The organism is Bacillus sp. MYb209 (assembly GCF_002975175.1).
Lineage (GTDB): Bacteria > Bacillota > Bacilli > Bacillales > Bacillaceae_G > Bacillus_A.
The window spans coordinates 170,145-190,137 of sequence record NZ_PCNZ01000001.1; the positions used below are offsets into that span (position 1 = coordinate 170,145).

Consider the following 19,993-nt stretch of genomic DNA (forward strand, 5'->3'; position numbering starts at 1 on the left):
GGCTCTTGTCTAATTAGAAGTAAGACTTGCTCCTTTTCTAAATAAAAACATATCTTATAAAGTAATCCATTAGTTATATAGATTAATTTACTAAAAAGGAGGAAAAAACATGAGCTTTGGTGGTAGTTGCGCTGGTTTCGGCGGTGGATTTGCTTTACTCATCGTGCTATTCATCCTTCTAATCATTATCGGATGTAGCTGTTGGGGTGGAGGCGGAGGGTTTTAAATATAATACGTATCCTTTTCGCTAAACCCTAAATGAATAAAATATGTTAACTAAAAACTATACGAAAACAGCTCATCTTTGAGCTGTTTTTTCATACTTTCGTATGAATTTATATCCTTCTTTTTAGTGATTTCAACAAACAAAACATCGTTTACTATGGAATAAGAAACATTTTTATTAAGGAGGATTATAATGATTAAAGGTCTTTATGAAGCACATTTACCTGTCTGTAATTTAGAAATTTCGATACCTTTTTATGAATCACTGGGGCTAAAATTATATAAAAGAGACAAAGATACCGCCTTCTTTTGGATTGTAGAAAATGAAAGTTGGATTGGCCTTTGGGAAGGAAAAGAATACAAAGTTACTTATCATCCAGCCTTACGACATATCGCTTTCCAAGTAAGCTTACACGATTTAGAAGACGCGATACACTGGCTCAAACAGAAAGGAATTCCAGCGCGAAAAGACTTTCGAATGGAGCCAATTGAGCCAATCGTTTTTCCAGAATTAGCACACGCCTCCGTATATTTTAACGATCCTGATGGAAATAGTTTAGAATTCATTGCACAATTACCTGTTGGACTACCTAAAGCAGAGAAAATGTATTTAAGTGAATGGAAAAAACAAGTACAGGCATCGCTTATAGATAAGGTTTAATTTTCCATGTCAATTTCTTATTACAGGCTTCTTAAAACAAATAAAAACTTCAAAAAACTATTTTATGGTCAAACGTTAAGTGTACTTGGAGATTGGTTTCATACTGTAGCTTTATTAACATTCGTCTATAGCATAACAGAATCTCCGTTTATGATAGCGCTCACTTTTATGAGTAAAGGATTACCTCAACTCCTTCTCAGCCCTTTCATAGGCGGAATTGTAGACCGTTTTTCAAAAAAAAAGATTATGATTTTCACCGATATTTTACGAGGAATTATCGTCCTCACTTATTTATTAGCGATCTATAAAATTGAGATTATTTTCATTCCTAATATATGTTTATCAGTACTTTCTTGCTTATTTGAGCCTGCTAAGCAATCAACTCTAAAGAATATCGTACATCGAAATCATTTAGTAACCGCTAACTCTCTTTCTAGTACAATCAATGGTTCTATGTCTATTATGGGGGCTTCTTTAGGTGGGGTTATTGCACAATCTTTAAGTATTGAGATCGCTTTTTTAATGAACAGCCTGTCATACTTTATTTCAGCCTTTATTATTCATAAAATGAATATCCCTTCTCGTAGTACTTTTAACACGAAAAAAGCATTTATTACTGATATAAAAGATGGTTATACATACATATTACAAAGAAAAATTATTTTAACATTAATTCTTGTCGGAATTTCATGGGGCATTATTGGAGGCGCTTATCAGCTACTTCTAACAATCTATGCCGAAAGAATTTTCCACACTAACATTGGAATTTTATATACGGTTCAAGGGGCTGGACTTATGATTGGCAGTCTCCTCGTTAATCTTTATATGTCTAAAAATGAAGAAAAAATGAAAAGAGCATTTGGTTGGGCCTATTTACTACAAGGAATTTTCTTTCTCGGATTCATTCTATCCGATCAACTTATTATCGGTATCATTACATTACTCTGTATGCGTATAGCAGGAGGAATCATCGTTCCACTTGATACAACATTGCTACAAACGTATACGCCAGAAGACATGATTGGTAAAGTTTTTTCATTCCACTACTCCATTTACGGATCTCTTATTCAATTATCTATGTTTATTACCGGATGGCTTTTAGAAATACTTTCTCCGCAAATAATCGGTAGTTCGCTAGCTTTATGCTGTATTTCCGTTAGTTTTATATGGCTTTTCTTATTTTATCGCGGGGATCTTAGTGAAGAATCTACTATCACTTAATGAGGTGGACCCAAAAGTAGCTGAATAGCTACTCGGGCTAACCTCTTTTTTATTTGTAGGAAAAACCAAAAACGAGTACTGGGTATAAAACAAACAAAAGAACCTATCGTTGTACAGAATGTTTGGATTGTCCATTTTAAGATAGTCGTGAACTATCTATTCATAAGTTGATATGCATTGTTTTTCCCAAAATTAATTAACCAGATTTTATAGGAGAAGATTTTGATAAAGAATCCATGCATTGTTTTTTAATATAATGGTAAGTTCTGTGAGTATAATAAACTTTTGCAGTAGCAAGATTATCACAAAGAGAACACTTAATTTGATACGAAGCTTTGCTAACATGGGGAGTGTCTAACAATAGTAATGTTTCTTTCATGTGTGAGGTACAGACCCACATAACGTCACCCCTTCATTAATATTTCACAGTAATCTTTACTCTCAAAGCGAAAAATGAAAAAATCTTTACTCTGTGGAGTCACTTTCTTCTTAAGTTTATCTGGCTTTCATTTCTTCAATTGTTCTGCAATTATCTAATCCCAATAGATCGAAATATTTTTTAATTGTTTTATAGGGCTTTTAACTAATTTTTACTGCCTGCCTACAATTATTGTGCTTTCTTTCGGAAAATTTTTTATCAGTTTTATATGATAAAGATGATTTCTAGAAACATCTATTAGACATAAGCTACTACCCAAGTTGCTCCTGTTTGTTTACTTCTGAATATTTTATCATCATAAATTCATTGACCACTAAATCTAACTTTTGGCTGAATTCAACGGTTTTTTGGTTAGTTAATCCATATTTCTGCGCCGATATTTCCATTTCGCGTTTGAATTGATTGTATTCATTTAAATTTTTTTCAGCTTCATGAAGCTTCCTCCAATCATAACGTAAGCATAATATTTTCCGTAAATCGTATAAGGTTTGAGAGCACTCTTTAAAGATTGAATGGCCCCTGCTTTGCTATTCAACTAAATTAAGCACGATTGTGCAATTTGCCACAGAAATTATATAAGGGTGATACGTGTAAAAACTCTCATTCTTTCAAAGATAGGAATTTTATGTTTATTTACACTTTTTGCTCAAGAAGTTTTCGGGTATAGATGGTTACCCATTTCCTTGGCAGCAGGCCCACACATTTAGCCATAAATTTATTTTTAAAGCCCGGAATGATTACCCTTTTATTCTTCATTAATCCTTCAAAGCCGCACTTGGCAACCGTTTGCGGATCCAACATGTTCTTATTGAACCTTCGTGCCTGCCCCGGCGAATTGCTGCGTGAGTGTTGTTTTGGTAAAACTTGGACATAGCACTGAGACTTGAACCCCGGTTCCTTTCAGTTCTTCAGCAATCGCTTCCGAAAAGGATAAGACGTACGATTTACTCGCTCCATACATCGACATTCGTGGAACCGGCTGAAAGGCTGCCAGTGAAGCCACGTTTAAAATTTTACCTTGCTTTCGTTTCACCATGTCATCCACAAAAAGTCTAGTTAAATACGTAAGCGAAATCATATTGAGTTGCAGATATTCCATTTCCTTCTGAATATCCACTTCCGTCATAAGTCCGAATCCGCCCGCTCCGGCATTATTAATCAAAATATCGATGTCAATTCCCTCGGTTTTCAAGTGTCGATGCAAGCTCTCTACCGTTGTATAGTTTCCTAAATCGCCAGCAAAAGTATTTACTTGCATACCATAATCCTTTTTTAAATTCTCCGCTTGTTGCTCCAGCAACGTTGCGTCTCTGGCGACTAACACCAAATTATAGCTATGACCTGCGAAAATTTTAACGAATTCCAAACCAATTCCTTTTGTAGCACCTGTAATTAAAACAGTTTCTGTTCTCATCCGTCTCCTCCCCATGTTTTATTTATCCAGTTGAGCAATGAGAAATTACTTTATCCCTGTCTTGAACAACAGATTCAGAATCTGTTACATCCAGTGCCAGGACAAGGGCTCGTTTCCCTAATACCTCGATTCCTTTCATAACTTTCTCGTAAGCCTCTATACGACGTGAACATACTACAACGTTTGCATCTTCCTTTACCAACACAAATGCTTTCAGGATCCTTTAACCCGCTACTATCTTCAGTAACTATTTCTGTCCCGTTAAAACAAACAATTGTTTTGATACCTTTAATTTTTTGAATGTTCAAAATTCTATAAAACTTATTATTGTTATCAATTATACTTATAAATTATAATTAAATAAAATTAAAGAATTTAATCTGTAAGTAAGTAATACTAATATTCGAAAAGGGGAGCGGTCATGAACATTGAGCAATTAGTATATATTATTGAGGTCTCAAAACACAGTTCTCTGACTAAAGCAGCACAGAATCTTCATGTGACCCAATCTACGATTAGCCAATCCATTACCAGCTTAGAAAAGGAGTTAGGGATTAAGATCCTTAATCGCTCACGGGGACACGGTGCTGTACCAACCGATGAAGGTAGAATCATTCTAAAACTTGCCTACGGAGTACTGAGAAAAATTGAAGAAATAAAAGAGACAGCCAGCTCATTCAACTCCATGGAAGTGGGAGAACTAAGGTTATCTTCTTTACCCGGATTGACGACGTTTCTAGTAAAAGCTATAGCTGCTTTTAGACAGGAATATCCACATGTAAATGTGGAGGTTACCGAAAAAAGTGGACATGCTGTAATTGAAGATATTCGACAGCATAAGACCGACATCGGACTGATTACGTATTCGCCCGATTTAAATGTAAATATGGAAGGAATAGCTTTTGAAACACTATTTGAAGGGAAACAGAAAGTATATGTTTCTAAGCATTCCCCCTTAGCGTTTCTTGGTACCATAACTCCTCATGATATACTTGATCAAACTCTCGTTACATATAAAGGTGAATTTATGCAGTATTTTGTTCAAGATTTCTTTAACAAATATAAACCCTTAAAAATCCTATTTACATCAAACAATATGGATGGAGTTCTCCAAGCCATCATCGAAAGTTTAGCTATTACATTTGCTCCTGATTTCGTAATGAAAAATTATCCCCCTGTCAACAATGGTGATATCATTCCCGTTGATTTGATGAATCATAGGACTGTAAATATTTCTTTAGGAATGGTTCGATCAGAGAATAAACATCTATCCACTTTTGCCAACAAATATATTTATCATCTAAAATCCCAAATTATTAAGAGTTAAAAAAGAAAAAAGAGGAGCATCTTCGTCACATGAACGTCGCGCTTCTCTTTTTTACGAATCTATCTTTTAAAATTTAGTCACATCGACAGGTGCAATTCCTTCAGCTGCGCAATGCTCATGGTATTTTTTCAGAAATGACTCCCAATTATCTCTGGCAATTATTTCTCCATTCTCACCTAAATAGTCTAATGTTCCTTCAACAATATTAAGCGTAATAACTTCTTCATCCCCTACAGCTTGAGGTGTATGGGATGAGCCAGCTGGCTCATAAACGACATCACCAGCTTTAGAGACCCAAGGATCCTCGAGATATCTCCAAGTGCCTTGGACGGTATAAACAATGACCGTACCAGGGTGAAAATGAGCAGGAAGCTGCATAGCCGCAGGAACTTTTAATAGCGTAACCGTCTGTCCTGTCACCGGGTTTGCCTTAAGCAATTTAAACTTCGAATCTCCAAAATAAGGAATCCAAGGTAAATCATCTGGACAAATATTATTGGCATGAAATGCCACTACCTCTTTTACATTCTTTACGTTTCCCATTTATATCCCCTCTTTCAATTTTTTAAAATCAGCATATTGATAACGCTTACAATAGTCAGTTGATTAACTATTGCGAATCTATCATTTTCAGTGTGTTCATAATTAAAAATTAAGTGAAATGATTATTTTTAACTTATAATTAACTTCTACTAATTCACACCCTCAATTTGATATATTCACGAATTAAGTTTAATTATTTTTTGGGGGATTTACTTAGCACCAAGTCCCCCATCAAGAGTCAATATTTGTCCTGTACAATAATCAGAAGCTGCTGAAGCAAAATAAAGGACTGCTCCTACTAAATCTTTGTCTCTACCTAACCTCCTTACTGGAACTTGGGAGGCGATAATCGGACCGGCCTTATGCACAAGTGTTCCCGGTATTTCTGGGTTATTCATTCCAGTAGTGAAAACTCCAGGAGCAATAGAATTCACATGTACACCATGGCGGCCCCACTTAACTGCAAGATCCTTCGTTAAAGTCATAACTGCACCCTTACTTGTTGTATATCCTACAGAATCTACTGCTTCTGGGTCAGTACCTTTAAAGCCGATTGAAGAAGAAATGTTAATGATTTTTCCGTATTCGTTGTCTATCATATGTCTTCCTACAGCCTGACACATTAAAAATGTTCCTGTCACATTTGTATCGAGCATAGCTTGCCATTGCGTTAAAGGCATGTCCGTAGCAGGCGTTTCAAAAACCGTTCCGCTACTGTTGACTAAAATTTCGATTTTCCCAAAATGAGAAACCGCTATCTCCACACCTTGAGCGATAGATTCAGGAACTGTTATATCCAATGATAAGGCAAGTGCTTGTCCTCCTAACGCCTCGATTTCTTTCACAACTTCTTCGCAAACTTCTATACGACGTGAGCAAACTATCACATTTGCACCGGCCTCAGCTAACGCCAGTGCCATTACACGTCCTAACCCGCTACCACCTCCGGTGACCATTGCTGTCTGTCCTGTTAAATCAAACAATTGTGTAGATGACATTCTAGACCCCCTTAAAAATTTTAAATATTCGAAATTTTTAAAACTCACTATATTATGGATTATACTCATAAGTTATAATTAAATAAAATTAAAGATTTTAATGTGCAAATAAATATTATTAATATTCAAAAAGGAATACAGTATCAATATTGAACAACTACCATAAATATGGACGGGATTTTCCAATTCACCTTTGAAAGTTTGCCATTACATGTTCTCCTGATTTCGTAATAAAAATTATCACCCTGTCATAAAAGGTGATATCATTCCAATTGATTTGGTGATTCATAAGCACTTAAATATTTCTTTTAGGTTGGTTCAATCAGAAGATAACTTGCTTTTTTTGCTACCTGCGAAGCTCCAAATTCTGTCGTACAACCTATTTTACTTCATCTTCTACTTCAATATAATCATCCGAGTAAGTCTCGGACATCTTCTCTTGACAATTCCAACACTCGCTGCGATTCCGTTCCATAATGGCTAATACTTCATGACAATGTACACAACGATCCATTTAGCAACCTCCCTTTCATATTTACTCCTTTCTTTCCCTCCCCGATCCATCATTAATTTTTAAATACTTACTTGCTCCTCTGCTTTTATTGTTGTATGACTTTGATTCGCGGGACGTACAACAATCAAAAACAGTAATCCAATAACGAACATACACAAAGCAGTTACTTGAAATCCATAACGATATCCCATTTCCTCAGTCGCTGCATACTGGATGAAATACCCGAATACGAGCGGAGCAATAATACTTGTTGAGCTTGCAAGAGCAACGTAAATCCCTTGTGCTTTTCCAATGTTTTTTGGAGAAAAAAAATCCATCAATATTGCAGGTGCAAGTGAAAGAATGACATACGCAAAACCTGGAGCAAGGGTGAAAAACAAAATGGATATAGCACTTGAATTCACGGCATTTGCTATATATACACAAAGAGCAGATAGTACCATGGTGGAACCGGCAACATTTATTCGTGCTTTACGAATGTCCCCAGTTTTGCGATAAATCCGGTCTGATAGCATAGAAAAGCCAATTTGACTAATGGCAGCGAAAAGAAAAGGTAACGACACAGCTAATTTTAATGTTTGATTATCAAAATGTTGAACTTTGGTAAAGTATGCCGGAAACCATATAGCTTGAACGGACAATAACCAATAGGCACAACCTCCACACAAAATAATAAAAACAAAATTTTTAGATAAAAGATGCGGAAGAAACTGACGCCAAGAAACCTTGGAGAGGGTTGATGAATGCTGCTCCTCTTGATGAAAAGAAGGCAACCCGATTTCTTGTGGACTGTCTTTACCGAAAATGACCCATAAAACTAATACAATCAGCCCAACAATCCCCATGACTAGAAAAGCAGATCTCCATCCATATTGATTGATCAAGGAGATTAATAATGGTGTAGCAATTGCAGGCCCAATTGTTGCTCCACAGAGAACAGCGCCAAAGCCTATACCATGTCTATGTTTTGGGAACCATTTTCCAACTATAGCCGTTGATAGAGCAGGGGCTGCACCTTCGCCTGCTCCCAAGATCATTCTTGTAAAGACTAGCAGAGATAGACTAGAAACAAAAGGTGTAATAAATTGAACAATCAACCATACCAGCGACATCCAAGTTAACATTTTTTTCGTGTTTTTGGAATCGGCCATGCCCCCAAGAATGATAGAGGAAAAGGTGAAGAACCAAAAGAAGGAACTTCCCACCAATCCCCATTGCGAAGGACTTAAATGTAACTCTTTCATTACTGGAACGGAAACCAAACCAATGATAATTTTATCAACTTGGTTGATCATACCTGAAGCAACTAGAAATAATAATATAATCCAAGAATATTTTGGGGTGTTCAATATAACAATCTCCCCTTACCTTAAGTTTTCTACAATACCACCGCGACCTGCTTTACCTGTCTTCTCATCAATAAACATCGCTAAATCACGTGCAACTTCTCGGCCGTTTGGCATCGTGAGCCATGATCTTAGTAAATGACGTTTACGTTCTGGTTCTTCATAATGTGTATAAAATTACTGCAAGCCTCCCTAAGTATGAAAGCGTTACCATAATTTTATAGATTGTTTCCTAATAAAAGATCAACTTCAACTTCAACTCCATCTCCCTTCTCAAATTCTTTGTCAGATAAATTATAACTTCTTAAGTGCTGTCCTCCTTCTCCGCCTACGCGAAAGTGCTTTAAATAACAACCGATACAACCGCATGGATTGTTATTTAGATTATATTCATAATTTTCAGATAAATAAAATTAAAAGTTTTAATATGTAAGTAAATATCGCTAATATTCAAAAGGGATACAGTTATAGACAGTAAACAATTACAATATATTGTTGAAATCACAAAACACAACTCTCTACCTATCTTCTTCGCTTCTCTCAACCTTGAGATGGACACAAATAGCGGGATAAACAAGAATAGGAGTGTGCTCCTCCCCTTGAAGAGCCTATTCAATCGTACAAGACCGATACATTTTACAGAGTAAGGTATCTGTCCTATTTTCATTATTTACAAAATAACTTTTTTTATATTAGTAATACTTACTTACAAATTAAAATCTTTAATTTTATTTAATTATAATTTATCTGTAGAATTAAAAATAGAAATGATTCAATATTCTCGGGATTTATTTCCAAGTTTGATCTTTTACGGTTAAATCAAAACAGGGGGTTAAAATATGGACTTAAAGTTATCTGGAAAAAAAGCACTTATTATTGGAGGAAGCCGCGGGATTGGTAAAGCTACTGCCCGTCAGTTGGCTCTGGAAGGTGTAGATTGTACGATTTGTTCAAGAAACGAATCCTCACTAAAAATTGCGGCAGAGGAATTAGCCCAAGAAACAAAAAGAAATATCTATCCGATTGTGGCAGATACTACTGATCCTGACTCTATTCTAAATTTAGTTGAAAAATCAGCAGCAACAATGGGAGGCATCGATATTTTAGTCAACAGTGGAGCTCGTGTTGGCGGCTTTGAGCCAGAAGATTTTAATAGTATTAAAGATGAACTTATTTTGAAAGATTTTGAAGAAAAGTATATGGGCTATTTTCGTTGTATCCGAGCTGTAGCTCCCTATATGATTGAAAATAATTGGGGACGTATTATAAGTATAAGTGGTCTAGCTGCTAGAATTGGCGGTAATTATTTTAGTTCCGGTCCACGTAATGCATCTGTTGTCCATTTAACAAAATCTGCATCATTGGAGTTAGGAAAGCATGGAATTAACGTCAATGCTGTTTATCCAGGGATTGTCGATACTGAAATGTTTAGAAATCGAGTCACTAACGAAGATGCTTTGCGTCAGATGGCAGCACTCAATGCAATCGGCCGCCTGATTACAGTAGAAGAAATTGCCAATGTCATTACCTTCTTGGCTTCACCTTTGGCAGCATCTATTACTGGTGATGTTATTTCGGTAACCGGTGGAATTGGAGATACCGTTTTTTACTAAAAAGCTAGGATAGATATTGTAACTGTATCTTAGATTACCAATAATAGTGTATTTAAAAACGAGCCTCGCTAAAAGCTGGGGCTCGTTTTTTATAACTTTTCGATCTCAATCTATCCCTATTGTATATTTAGCAGTATTCAAGAACTTGTCAATCTTAGAAACCGTTGATTCAATGTTCTTAGAGAAAATAGCCATGTGTGCAAAAAAGCCGTGGATCATACCAGGTTCACATGCATATTCAACTTGCACACCAAATTTTTTCAGACGTTCAGCATAAGCCATTCCTTCATCCCGAAGTACATCATTTTCTGCGGTGATTACGATTGCTGGCGGGAGACCACTTAGATCTTCAGCCCCCAAAGGAGAAGCGTATTCATTATACCTGTCCTCATCATTCCTTAAATAATGATTACGGAACCAAACCAGCTGTTCACGATCTAACCCAAATCCTTTCGCAAATGTTTGGTGGGATTCCGTATTAAACTCAAGATTTGTCGCAGGATAAATTAAAACCTGTGCAGTGATGTCAGGGCCTTTTCTGTCTCTCGCCATCATAGTAACTACTGTTGCTAGATTTCCACCCACGCTATCCCCCCCGACTGCCAATCTAGTAACATCTCCGTTAAAAGAGGACCCTTTTTCATAAAACCATTCCAATGCCGCATATGCGTCTTCAACTGGAGTAGGGAACTTATACTCTGGAGCGAGACGATAGTTTACAGATACGACAATACTAGCCGTTCTATTTGCGATCATTCGGCAACTTGCATCCACCACGTCAATGTCTCCTAGAACCCATCCTCCACCATGGTAATAAATAAATATTGGGAAGGGACCTTGCCCCTCCGGTATGTATACCCTACATTTGATTTCTTCATCTTGACTTACCGGTATCATTAAATTTTCTACCTTTGAAACCAGATCTAATTTTACAGCAGGGCGTGGTGCGTTGTAAAGCATATCCCTTACTGCCTTAGGATCCATCGTATGAATAGGTGGCATCTGATTACACGCTTGTAAATATTTTTCTGCTTGCGGATCTAAATTTACCAAGAAACATCATCCTCACTTCAATTTATTTTAAAACTAACCCGAATATTTCCTAAACCTTTCTTCCTGTCCTGAAACCTTCACATTCACTTCATCATTAAAAAACATACAATGGTGATTTTATTCACCTTATTTCGATGAATAAAATCACCATACAACTTAATATAAGAAAAAATAACGATTTTACTTCTCACCAGCTGTTTATCCCACATTAACTGGCAGTAATAGCCCGATTAGACGAGCTTTCCATCAACAAGGGATGAAGCCCCACTGATAGAAGCTTCACTTTATCTATTTACAGGTACTCCTCCGATATAAAACTCGAAATCTGGGGCAATTTTTCTACCATTTGGCATCATAAGCCACAATCTTAATAAATGACGTTTGCGGTCATCTTCTTCATAATCTTCAAATACTGTGCGTGAATGCATAACTGTATAATTATTAACGAATTGCATATCCCCTCGTTCCATCATCATATCAATATGCATGTTCTTATCATGAGTAAGGGAATCTAGTAAATCAAATGCTTCGATTTCTAATTTCGTCAAAGAAACATCTGTTTTCGTTTGTGCAGATTCGATATAATTTCGTATCCATCTGCAGCTCAATTTACCATCGTAATAACTAAAGATTGGTGATGAAACTACTGGAGATGAACTTTGTGCTTCTTCCCCGCGAAGATCATGAAAGAATGGACGATAAAGAATTCCAAGATACTCTGGGTACTTCTCAAGAATTTCATTATAAATAGCCATAGAACTTGCGATACTACTTAGACCACCAGATTTTGCTTTGCGAAGACATAGTAAGCCAACTACATCAGCGAGGTCTGTGTGATAAGGAAGGTGTACATTCGTTTGGTAACCACGTACACTTGTATTTTTAAAGTCGAGACCTACGTCTTTGATATGCCCTAAAAGGTCACCTTTTTTACTTTGAATGATTGGAATACCTAGGTAAAGTCCGAGACCCCAATAAATGATGCTTGCTTCTTCATCAGTATAACGTTCCATTGGCAATCCACGAATCAATAGGAACCCTCTACCATTTTCCAGTTCGTCAACAAAGTAAGTGATTTCGTCAGCAAAATCCGAAATTGGGAAATCCTCTTTTCCAAAATCAGGTGCTTTTAATCCCTTATGCTGAACATGTAATACAGCCTTCTCAAGTGCAGCAATCATTTTCTCGGACAAATAATAAATCCATGAATCATCTTTAGCTAGTTCAATACCCTTCCACACTGAACGCCCTTGAATTTTTTCCTTTAAAATGATCGACATAAATAATCCTCCTTTATTAATTTGGTTATTTTCCTACTTAAGATGACTGAATTTTTTTTAGCATTAACAATGAAGAAAAGAGAAGTATCTTAATCGCCCTTTGATCCGAACCTCTCGCTATCTCCCAAAATACCAGTAAAACAACTGAATATTACGAATTTAATTTTTACACTTATAAATTAAATACAATTATAAGTAAGTTGTATTAATATATACCGGCATCCAATCTCACAAACAACCCTTTCAAAAAACTAAGTAATAGATTCATTGACCAAATAATCCATCAACATAGTTATACTCACCTTACCTCAACTTGATATATTCACTAACTAAGACAATTCTTCGTTGAAGTTACTACTGTACCCTTACTTGCTGTATATCTTTTAAATATTCACTTGCTCCTCTGCTTTTATTTTTGTGTTGCTTTGCTTTGCAGGACGTACAACGATCCAAAACAATAACCCGATAACGAACATCCCCAAAGAAGTTACTTGAAATCCATAACGATATCCAATCGCCTCAGTCGCTGCATATTGGATGAAATACCCGAATACGAGTGGAGCAATAATACTTGTTGAGCTTGCAAGAGCAATGAACGTCCCTTGTGCTTTTCCGATGTTTTTGGGAGAAAAAAATCCATAAATATTGCGGGTGCGAGTGAAAGAATGACATACGCAAAACCTGGAGCAAGGGTGAAGAACAGGATGGACACAGCAGAAGAATTCACAGCATTTTCCAGATATACACAAAGAGCAGATAGCACCATCATGGAACCGGCAAGATTTATTCGTGCTTTACGAATATCCCCAGTTTTGCGATAAATCCGGTCTGATAGCATGGAAAATCCGATTTGGCTGATGGCAGCGAAAAGAAAAGGTAGTGACACGGCTAGTTTTAATGTTTGACCATTCAAATGTTGAACTTTGGTAAAGTATGCCGGAAACCATATTGCTTGAACGGACAATAACCAATAGGCACAACCTCCATATAAAACGGTAAAAACAAAATTTTTAGATAAAAGATGCTGAAGAAACTGACGCCAAGAAACCTTAGAAAGGATTGATGAATGCTGCTCCTCTTGATGAAATGAAGGCAACCCAATTTCTTGTGGACTTTCTTTACCGAAAATGCCCCATAAAACTAGCACAATAAGTCCAACAATCCCCATGGCTATAAAAGCAGATCTCCATCCATATTGATCGATTAAGGAGATTAATAATGGTGAAGCAATAGCTGATCCACCTGTCGTTCCTAATAGAACTGCACCAAAGCCTATACCATGTCTGTGTTTCGGAAACCATTTTCCCATTATTGCCGTTGATATGGCAGGGACTGGACCCTCGCCTGCTCCCAAGATCATTCTTGTAAAGACTAGTAGAGACAGACTGGAAACAAAAGGTGTGAGAAATTGAATAATCAACCATGTAAGTGACATCCAAGTTAACATTTTTTTCGTGTTTTTGGAATCGGCCATACCACCAAGAATGATAGAGGAAAAGGTGAAGAACCAAAAGAAGGAACTTCCCACCAATCCCCATTGCGAAGGACTTAAATGTAACTCTTTCATTACTGGAACGGAAACCAAACCAATGATAATTTTATCAACTTGGTTGATCATACCTGAAGCAACTAGAAATAATAATATAATCCAAGAATATTTTGGAGTGCTCAACGTATAAATCCCCCCCTATTTTTACCATCAAGGGAAAACCTTTTCCTGCCATCTGAAAAGGCACCCCCATTACATGAATCAATTGGTGTTCTAATGAATCGATTTATATAGGTAAGTCTTTGTGATTTAAACCCAATTACTTTAAGTTTTCTATAATACCGCCAGATGTTTTTCCACGGACTGGAATACCGCCACGACCCGCTTTACCTGTTTTCTCATCAATAAACATCGCGAAATCATGTGCAATTTCTCGGCCATTTGGCATCGTGAGCCATAATCTTAATAAATGGCGTTTGCGTTCCGGTTCTTCATAGTCTTCGTATTGAGTACGTGAGTGAAGAACTGTATAATTATTGACGAATTGCATATCACCTTCTTCCAACATCATATTATAATGCATATTTTCATCATGAAGGGTGGAGTCCAGTATGTCTAAAGCTTCGATTTCAACCTTTGACAAATGGATACCTGTTTTCGCTTGTGCTGATTCTATAAATGTACGGACATATCTACAGCTCAATTTACCATCATAGTAACTAAAAATTGGTGATGTAAATACTGGCGATTCACCTGGCGATTCCTCACCACGACGATCAAAGATGAATGGACGACAGAGAATTCCTAAATACTCTGGGTACTTCTCAAGAATTTCATTATAAACAGCCATTGAACTTATGATACTACTGAAACCCCCAGATTTCCCTTTTCGAAGGCTTAATAGTCCAACGACATCAGATCCATCTGCGTGAAAAGGAAGGTGCAGTTTCGTTTGGTAACCGCGTACATTTGAATTTTCTAAACTCAGACCTTGATCAATGACGTGCCCTAAGAGGTCACCATTTGCGTTTTGCGATACCGGAATGCCCATGTGAAGTCCGAGCCCCCAATAAATAGTGCTCACTTCTTCATCCGTATACCTTTCCATTGGCAATCCACGAATTAATAGAAACCCCCTCCCATTCTCTAATTCTTCCACAAAGTATGCAATTTCGTCAGAGAGATCCGGAATCAGGAAGTCTTCCTTGTTAAAATTAGGTGCTTTTAAACCTTTTTGTTTAACATGAAATAAAGCGTTTTCAAGAGATGCTATTGTTTTCTCAGACAAATAATAAACCCATGAATCATCTTTAGCTAGATCAATACCTTTCCACGCTACTGGTCCTTGAACTTTTTCCTTTAAAATGAGCGACATAAATAATCCTCCTTCAATAATATGGTTAGTTAGTTTCTTACTTAACTTCAATCAATTGTCTTAACTCTCTGCGCAAAATTTTCCCTGTTGAGTTCTTAGGTAACCCTTTAGAAAATTCCACTCGGCTAGGAAGCTTGTACTTAACCAGCTTATCCTGACAAAATCGGATAATGTCATTCATGGTGATTCGTTCATCATTGACTACGACATAAGCTTTTACTTTTTCTTCGTATTCTCCATCTGAAACTCCGATTACGGCCGCCTCTATAACAGCAGGATGTTGATACAGAACTTCCTCCACTTCACGAGGATATACATTGTATCCACCAACAATAATCATGTCCTTCTTACGATCCACGATGTAGATGTATCCTTCTTCATCCATTGTCGCTAGATCATCAGTGTAAAACCATCCATCTATTAAGACCGCTGATGTAGCTTCCGGCATCCTCAAGTATCCCTTCATTACGTTTGGCCCTTGAACTACTAATTCTCCGACTTCTCCTCTGGGCAATTCTTTTCCGTCCTCATTGACAATTTTGCTCTTGAGGCCTGGTATATTTAGGCCGATAGAGCCTGGTTTGCGGGTTCCCTTTAAAGGATTAATAGCGACAAGAGGAGCAGTTTCCGAAAGGCCATACCCTTCCAAGATAAAAACGTTATATTTGTTTTCAAATTTTTGTAGCAGCTCGACCGGAATCGATGCACCTCCTGAGATACACAAGCGAATGGATAAAAAATCTTCTGCAGTGGATTCAGGCAATTGCAAGATAAAATTATACATCGTAGGAACTCCAGCAAACACTGTTGCCTTTTTTTCTCGAATGGTACTGATTACATCAAGAGGGCTGAATTTAGGTAGGATCAGGACAGTTGCCCCGCAAGCAATTGGGGCATTCAGACAAATAGTCATACAGAAAACATGGAACATCGGTAGAACAGCTACTACACAATCTTTACCATGAAGCTCAATTAATTCTGAAATGGCGTCTGCATTCGAAGCCAAATTCCGATGTGATAACATCGCACCCTTTGGTTTCCCTGTTGTTCCTGATGTGTATAAAATGACTGCAAGGTCTTCCTGATCAATGAAAGGGCTTAGCCAAACGTTATTGTTTGTTTCCATCAGATGCTCCCATGTACATTCCTGATCCTCGGCATCTGTATAAATGACTAGCATTAGATTTTTCAATTGTTCCTTTACTTCTGATAACTTCGGTTCTACAGATACATGAGCAATAACCGCTTTAACTTGGCTATCGTCTAAAATGTAATTCATTTCCTCTTTCGTATACAAAGGATTCATCGGAACAACAAATGCACCTAATCGTAAAATGCCGTAATACGTAATGAGAAATTCAGGGCTATTTCCTAATAAAAGAGCCACCCCATCTCCCTTCCCAATTCCTCGGGCAGACAAACCAGCAGCCAATTGATCTACCTGCTGATTTAGTTCTCTATAAGTAACACTTTTATCTCTATAGATATAAGCGATACTGTTTGGGAACTTACTTGCACTTCTTTTCAGATTTTCGTCTAAATTATAACTCATTAAATGATTCCCCCCTTTATTCATATGCAAGTGGTTGAATGGTAACTTTTAAGAATATTCAAAATATTATTACGTTAAGTATACTTATAAATAATAATTAAATAAAATTAAAGATTTTAATTTGTAAGTAAGTATTACTAATATTCAAAAAGGGATGCAACCCTGATGTTGGGAGCTCTTCAGCATATGTGGGAATAATTAAGAGGAAAACTTCCAAAAACTATTTTATGGTCAAACGTTAAGTATACTTGGAGATTGGTTTCATACTGCAGCTTTATGAACATTCGTCTATAGCTCAACAGAATCTCCATTTACGGATCTCTTATTCAATTATCAATATTTATAACAGGATGGCTTTTAGAAATACTTTCTCCGCAAATAATCGGTATTTCGTTAGCTATATGCTGTATTTTCGTTAGTTTTACATGGCTTTTCTTATTTTATCGCGAGGAACTTAGTGAAGAATCTACTATCACTTAATGGCATGTATATGTACATGCCATTTTTATTTATGTCGAAACTTACAAGAAAAAGGCGATTTATTTCTCTTACGTTCTAATTTTTTAGAACGTACAATAAATTTAGATTATAAGAAAGGAGCTAACATAATGTTTGAGGATCGACTTACCATTTCAGCAGAACAACAAAAATTAATTTCCAATGCAACTCGCATTCAAATTCTTCATCTTTTAAAAGACGAAACACTCACTGCAAAACAAGTATCTACTAAACTAAATAAATCTGCTGGTAGCGTTCACTATCACATCCAAATTTTATTTGACGGAGGCTTACTTGAGTTAGTAGATACAAAGGAAAAACGGGGGATTATTGAAAAGTACTATAAAGCAAAATCTGCTCACTTCTATATTGAAGAAGCGGGCACGGAAGGAACAAATACAGGGAGCCATATTATATCTCATTTATTTTTAACTCCAGAGGAATTACAACAACTCACTTGGGAGATTTCACAAGTTTTATTACGCTGGGAAAGCAAAACCGCTCGTCAATCAGCCTCAGAAGAAGAATACGCTATTTCCTGCCGGATAAAAAAACAATGAAAGAAAGGTCCATATACACATGAAAAATAAACTATTATTATTGTCGGGCACAGGCATTTCTCGTTTAGGTGATTTTATGTACCTCATAGCTCTAAACTTAATGGTGTTAAATAGTACAAACTCTCCCGCTGCTGTAGCAGGCACATGGATTGTCGGTCCAATTGCCACCGTTGTTACAAAAATATGGTCTGGTAGTATTGTAGATCGATTAAATAAACGGTCAATTATGCTCATCACAGATATTATTCGAGCAGTTCTCATCGGCTGTATTCCACTATTTGACTCTATTTGGGCAATTTATATTTTTATCTTTTTGACTCGCATTGCTACATCATTTTTCGATCCAGCTTCATTCACTTATAAAACACTGCTCATACCAGCTGAAGAACGTGCTCAATTTAATGCTTGGAATAGCCTATGTACAAATGGGGCTTTTATTATCGGTCCGGCTCTTGCTGGAATACTTCTCACTACATACTCGGCAGCTTTTGTTATTTACTGCAACTCAATTTCATTTCTACTTTCTACCATTCTCATTTACTTCTTGCCAAACATCACATTACAAACAAAGCAAAACGAAGAGGTTGCAAATACTTTCGTACAAACGTTACGAAGTGATTGGAAACAAGTTTTTTCATTCGCACGAACTGAAACTTATATTATTCTCGTATTCGTTTTATTTCAAGCTACGATGCTTGTCTCTATGGCACTTGATTCACAAGAAGTTGTTTTTACACGACAAGTACTGTTTTTATCAGATGTAGAATATAGCATGCTTGTTAGTATAACCGGAGCAGCTTACGTTTGTGGTTCATTTCTTGTCTCTCTCTTTGCAAAACGATTACCGATTCAATATTGTATCGGTTTAGGTATGATTTTCACAGCAATAGGCTATGTGATTTTCGCCTTTTCAAATTCATTTACGGTCGCAACAAGTGGTTTCATTTTACTTGGGATCGCTTCATCATTTGCTGGTACTGGATTTATAACATTTTATCAAAATAACATCCCAGTACATATGATAGGACGTATCGATAGCGTATTTGATTCAATAAAAAATTTCATCCAAATCTTTTTCATTTTAGCAATTGGAGCATCCGCACAATTTATTTCAATTCAAATTGCTGTAATAAGCAGTTCATTATTAATTTTTGCTCTTTCCTGCTTATTAGCAATCCGGGTAATGACTCCTTCACGAGAAAAATATTTTAAAACTACAGAATCTTCACTAGAATGCTAATTAAACGTAAAAAGCGGCTATTATGCCGCTTTTTCACAATAAATATTTTATAAAGTAAAGACCTGAACTTACTATCACGAATATATTAAAGAATAATAAAAATCCTTTTTCGAAATCTTTATACTTTTCTACTTTTACTCCACGTTTTTTTAACTCCATAATAATCATTGCAATTTCATGTGCATACGCAATACTTCCAAATTGTATATAATTGTTATTATATTTAATCTCAAAGACGTTTTTCATTTTTTTATGTTGCGAAATGGATTGTATATCTTCTATTGGCATGCTATGTTCATTTGTTTTTTTAAAATAACAATCTAACCCTTTCATTATCACTCTTTTATTTGTTAAAACGATATAATAATAAAAAGTAGCTCCTACGTAATATATATTTGGTATGACTTTATTATTTACCATACATCCTTCGTCTACTAGCAGTTCCTTCTCAATTTCTTCACCAGTTTGTAATTCGTTGCGAATTGATTCTTCCAACATTTGTAAGGTTAATTTTTTTAGTAGCTCTCCATTTCTCACATAATACTTATCTATATTTATAGACTCATTCGCTTCTTTCTCTAAACGTGTAATTTCTTCTTCTGAATATTGGAGCTCATTTAACATCGATAATAATCTTTTATCCAT

21 protein-coding genes and 1 pseudogene are annotated in these 19,993 nt (G+C 36.3%); 8 read left to right on the forward strand and 14 right to left on the reverse strand.

Annotated elements, in window-relative coordinates; genetic code table 11:
• The first annotated feature begins 109 nt into the window (after positions 1–109).
• From CQZ94_RS00910 to CQZ94_RS00920, 3 genes are all read left to right on the forward strand, one after another.
• Complete coding sequence (locus tag CQZ94_RS00910; protein ID WP_000007805.1) at positions 110–226, forward strand: YjcZ family sporulation protein; 117 nt, start codon at positions 110–112, stop codon at positions 224–226.
• A 192-nt stretch (positions 227–418) separates the two neighbouring features.
• Positions 419–886, forward strand: a complete 468-nt coding sequence (locus CQZ94_RS00915) for a VOC family protein (RefSeq protein ID WP_105583925.1) — start codon at positions 419–421, stop codon at positions 884–886.
• A gap of 6 nt (positions 887–892) precedes the next feature.
• A complete protein-coding gene (locus CQZ94_RS00920) occupies positions 893–2,107 on the forward strand; it encodes an MFS transporter (protein ID WP_105583926.1) in 1,215 nt (404 codons plus the stop codon).
• Between the two features lie 690 nt (positions 2,108–2,797).
• Here CQZ94_RS00920 and CQZ94_RS00925 read toward each other — a convergent pair.
• From CQZ94_RS00925 to CQZ94_RS00935, 4 genes are all read right to left on the reverse strand, one after another.
• Positions 2,798–2,932, reverse strand: a complete 135-nt coding sequence (locus CQZ94_RS00925) for an aspartyl-phosphate phosphatase Spo0E family protein (protein WP_105583927.1) — start codon at positions 2,930–2,932, stop codon at positions 2,798–2,800.
• Between the two features lie 247 nt (positions 2,933–3,179).
• Entirely contained in the window at positions 3,180–3,347 is a 168-nt protein-coding gene (locus tag CQZ94_RS31590) for a hypothetical protein (RefSeq protein WP_258166002.1), read from the reverse strand.
• 4 nt (positions 3,348–3,351) lie between these two features.
• Positions 3,352–3,960 carry an SDR family NAD(P)-dependent oxidoreductase gene (locus CQZ94_RS00930; RefSeq protein WP_258166003.1) on the reverse strand — a complete coding sequence of 203 codons (609 nt, stop codon included), beginning with the start codon at positions 3,958–3,960 and terminating at the stop codon, positions 3,352–3,354.
• Positions 3,961–3,982: 22 nt separating this feature from the next.
• A complete protein-coding gene (locus CQZ94_RS00935; RefSeq protein ID WP_258166004.1) occupies positions 3,983–4,165 on the reverse strand; it encodes an SDR family NAD(P)-dependent oxidoreductase in 183 nt (60 codons plus the stop codon).
• A 216-nt stretch (positions 4,166–4,381) separates the two neighbouring features.
• Here CQZ94_RS00935 and CQZ94_RS00940 point away from each other — a divergent pair, with 216 nt between their 5' ends.
• Positions 4,382–5,287, forward strand: coding sequence for a LysR family transcriptional regulator (locus CQZ94_RS00940; RefSeq protein WP_105583929.1), 906 nt, complete (start codon positions 4,382–4,384; stop codon positions 5,285–5,287).
• A gap of 66 nt (positions 5,288–5,353) precedes the next feature.
• Here CQZ94_RS00940 and CQZ94_RS00945 read toward each other — a convergent pair whose 3' ends face one another.
• The 4 genes from CQZ94_RS00945 to CQZ94_RS00955 all read right to left on the reverse strand — a co-directional run bounded on the left by CQZ94_RS00945 (position 5,354) and on the right by CQZ94_RS00955 (position 8,691).
• Entirely contained in the window at positions 5,354–5,830 is a 477-nt protein-coding gene (locus tag CQZ94_RS00945; RefSeq protein WP_105583930.1) for a 2,4'-dihydroxyacetophenone dioxygenase family protein, read from the reverse strand.
• Between the two features lie 209 nt (positions 5,831–6,039).
• Entirely contained in the window at positions 6,040–6,828 is a 789-nt protein-coding gene (locus tag CQZ94_RS00950; protein ID WP_105583931.1) for an SDR family NAD(P)-dependent oxidoreductase, read from the reverse strand.
• 379 nt (positions 6,829–7,207) lie between these two features.
• Positions 7,208–7,342, reverse strand: coding sequence for a hypothetical protein (locus CQZ94_RS31595; protein WP_002171253.1), 135 nt, complete (start codon positions 7,340–7,342; stop codon positions 7,208–7,210).
• A 59-nt stretch (positions 7,343–7,401) separates the two neighbouring features.
• Positions 7,402–8,691, reverse strand: a complete 1,290-nt coding sequence (locus CQZ94_RS00955) for an MFS transporter (RefSeq protein WP_105583932.1) — start codon at positions 8,689–8,691, stop codon at positions 7,402–7,404.
• Positions 8,692–9,527: 836 nt separating this feature from the next.
• Between CQZ94_RS00955 and CQZ94_RS00965 the strand changes: the two genes are divergently transcribed.
• Positions 9,528–10,301 (forward strand): SDR family NAD(P)-dependent oxidoreductase, encoded by a 774-nt coding sequence (locus tag CQZ94_RS00965; protein WP_105583933.1) that lies wholly within the window; start codon positions 9,528–9,530, stop codon positions 10,299–10,301.
• Between the two features lie 105 nt (positions 10,302–10,406).
• On the opposite strand, the gene CQZ94_RS00970 is transcribed toward CQZ94_RS00965, so the two are convergent.
• From CQZ94_RS00970 to CQZ94_RS00990, 5 genes are all read right to left on the reverse strand, one after another.
• Positions 10,407–11,303 carry an alpha/beta hydrolase gene (locus CQZ94_RS00970; protein WP_308727538.1) on the reverse strand — a complete coding sequence of 299 codons (897 nt, stop codon included), beginning with the start codon at positions 11,301–11,303 and terminating at the stop codon, positions 10,407–10,409.
• Between the two features lie 335 nt (positions 11,304–11,638).
• Complete coding sequence (locus CQZ94_RS00975) at positions 11,639–12,634, reverse strand: TauD/TfdA family dioxygenase (RefSeq protein ID WP_105583935.1); 996 nt, start codon at positions 12,632–12,634, stop codon at positions 11,639–11,641.
• A 487-nt stretch (positions 12,635–13,121) separates the two neighbouring features.
• Complete coding sequence (locus tag CQZ94_RS00980) at positions 13,122–14,306, reverse strand: MFS transporter (protein WP_258166005.1); 1,185 nt, start codon at positions 14,304–14,306, stop codon at positions 13,122–13,124.
• A 136-nt stretch (positions 14,307–14,442) separates the two neighbouring features.
• Positions 14,443–15,498 carry a TauD/TfdA family dioxygenase gene (locus CQZ94_RS00985; protein WP_105583936.1) on the reverse strand — a complete coding sequence of 352 codons (1,056 nt, stop codon included), beginning with the start codon at positions 15,496–15,498 and terminating at the stop codon, positions 14,443–14,445.
• A 37-nt stretch (positions 15,499–15,535) separates the two neighbouring features.
• Positions 15,536–17,050: a long-chain-fatty-acid--CoA ligase gene (locus tag CQZ94_RS00990; RefSeq protein ID WP_105583937.1), complete on the reverse strand. Its 1,515-nt coding sequence runs from the start codon at positions 17,048–17,050 to the stop codon at positions 15,536–15,538.
• 306 nt (positions 17,051–17,356) lie between these two features.
• Between CQZ94_RS00990 and CQZ94_RS00995 the strand changes: the two are divergent.
• From CQZ94_RS00995 to CQZ94_RS01005, 3 genes and pseudogenes are all read left to right on the forward strand, one after another.
• A pseudogene (locus CQZ94_RS00995) lies at positions 17,357–17,530 on the forward strand (MFS transporter); the annotation flags it as partial.
• Positions 17,531–17,658: 128 nt separating this feature from the next.
• Positions 17,659–18,108 (forward strand): ArsR/SmtB family transcription factor, encoded by a 450-nt coding sequence (locus tag CQZ94_RS01000; protein WP_105583938.1) that lies wholly within the window; start codon positions 17,659–17,661, stop codon positions 18,106–18,108.
• 19 nt (positions 18,109–18,127) lie between these two features.
• Entirely contained in the window at positions 18,128–19,348 is a 1,221-nt protein-coding gene (locus CQZ94_RS01005; RefSeq protein WP_105583939.1) for an MFS transporter, read from the forward strand.
• Positions 19,349–19,381: 33 nt separating this feature from the next.
• Here CQZ94_RS01005 and CQZ94_RS01010 read toward each other — a convergent pair whose 3' ends face one another.
• Positions 19,382–19,993 carry a PH domain-containing protein gene (locus tag CQZ94_RS01010; RefSeq protein WP_105583940.1) on the reverse strand — a complete coding sequence of 204 codons (612 nt, stop codon included), beginning with the start codon at positions 19,991–19,993 and terminating at the stop codon, positions 19,382–19,384.

Coding starts and splice junctions, on each gene's coding strand:
- CQZ94_RS00910 (WP_000007805.1), top strand. CDS start 110: ATGAGCTTTGGTGGTAGTTGCGCTGGTTTCGGCGGTGGATTTGCTTTA.
- CQZ94_RS00915 (WP_105583925.1), top strand. CDS start 419: ATGATTAAAGGTCTTTATGAAGCACATTTACCTGTCTGTAATTTAGAA.
- CQZ94_RS00920 (WP_105583926.1), top strand. CDS start 893: ATGTCAATTTCTTATTACAGGCTTCTTAAAACAAATAAAAACTTCAAA.
- CQZ94_RS00925 (WP_105583927.1), bottom strand. CDS start 2,932: ATGGAAATATCGGCGCAGAAATATGGATTAACTAACCAAAAAACCGTT.
- CQZ94_RS31590 (WP_258166002.1), bottom strand. CDS start 3,347: ATGTTGGATCCGCAAACGGTTGCCAAGTGCGGCTTTGAAGGATTAATG.
- CQZ94_RS00930 (WP_258166003.1), bottom strand. CDS start 3,960: ATGAGAACAGAAACTGTTTTAATTACAGGTGCTACAAAAGGAATTGGT.
- CQZ94_RS00940 (WP_105583929.1), top strand. CDS start 4,382: ATGAACATTGAGCAATTAGTATATATTATTGAGGTCTCAAAACACAGT.
- CQZ94_RS00945 (WP_105583930.1), bottom strand. CDS start 5,830: ATGGGAAACGTAAAGAATGTAAAAGAGGTAGTGGCATTTCATGCCAAT.
- CQZ94_RS00950 (WP_105583931.1), bottom strand. CDS start 6,828: ATGTCATCTACACAATTGTTTGATTTAACAGGACAGACAGCAATGGTC.
- CQZ94_RS31595 (WP_002171253.1), bottom strand. CDS start 7,342: ATGGATCGTTGTGTACATTGTCATGAAGTATTAGCCATTATGGAACGG.
- CQZ94_RS00965 (WP_105583933.1), top strand. CDS start 9,528: ATGGACTTAAAGTTATCTGGAAAAAAAGCACTTATTATTGGAGGAAGC.
- CQZ94_RS00970 (WP_308727538.1), bottom strand. CDS start 11,303: ATGCCACCTATTCATACGATGGATCCTAAGGCAGTAAGGGATATGCTT.
- CQZ94_RS00975 (WP_105583935.1), bottom strand. CDS start 12,634: ATGTCGATCATTTTAAAGGAAAAAATTCAAGGGCGTTCAGTGTGGAAG.
- CQZ94_RS00985 (WP_105583936.1), bottom strand. CDS start 15,498: ATGTCGCTCATTTTAAAGGAAAAAGTTCAAGGACCAGTAGCGTGGAAA.
- CQZ94_RS00990 (WP_105583937.1), bottom strand. CDS start 17,050: ATGAGTTATAATTTAGACGAAAATCTGAAAAGAAGTGCAAGTAAGTTC.
- CQZ94_RS01000 (WP_105583938.1), top strand. CDS start 17,659: ATGTTTGAGGATCGACTTACCATTTCAGCAGAACAACAAAAATTAATT.
- CQZ94_RS01005 (WP_105583939.1), top strand. CDS start 18,128: ATGAAAAATAAACTATTATTATTGTCGGGCACAGGCATTTCTCGTTTA.
- CQZ94_RS01010 (WP_105583940.1), bottom strand. CDS start 19,993: ATGGATAAAAGATTATTATCGATGTTAAATGAGCTCCAATATTCAGAA.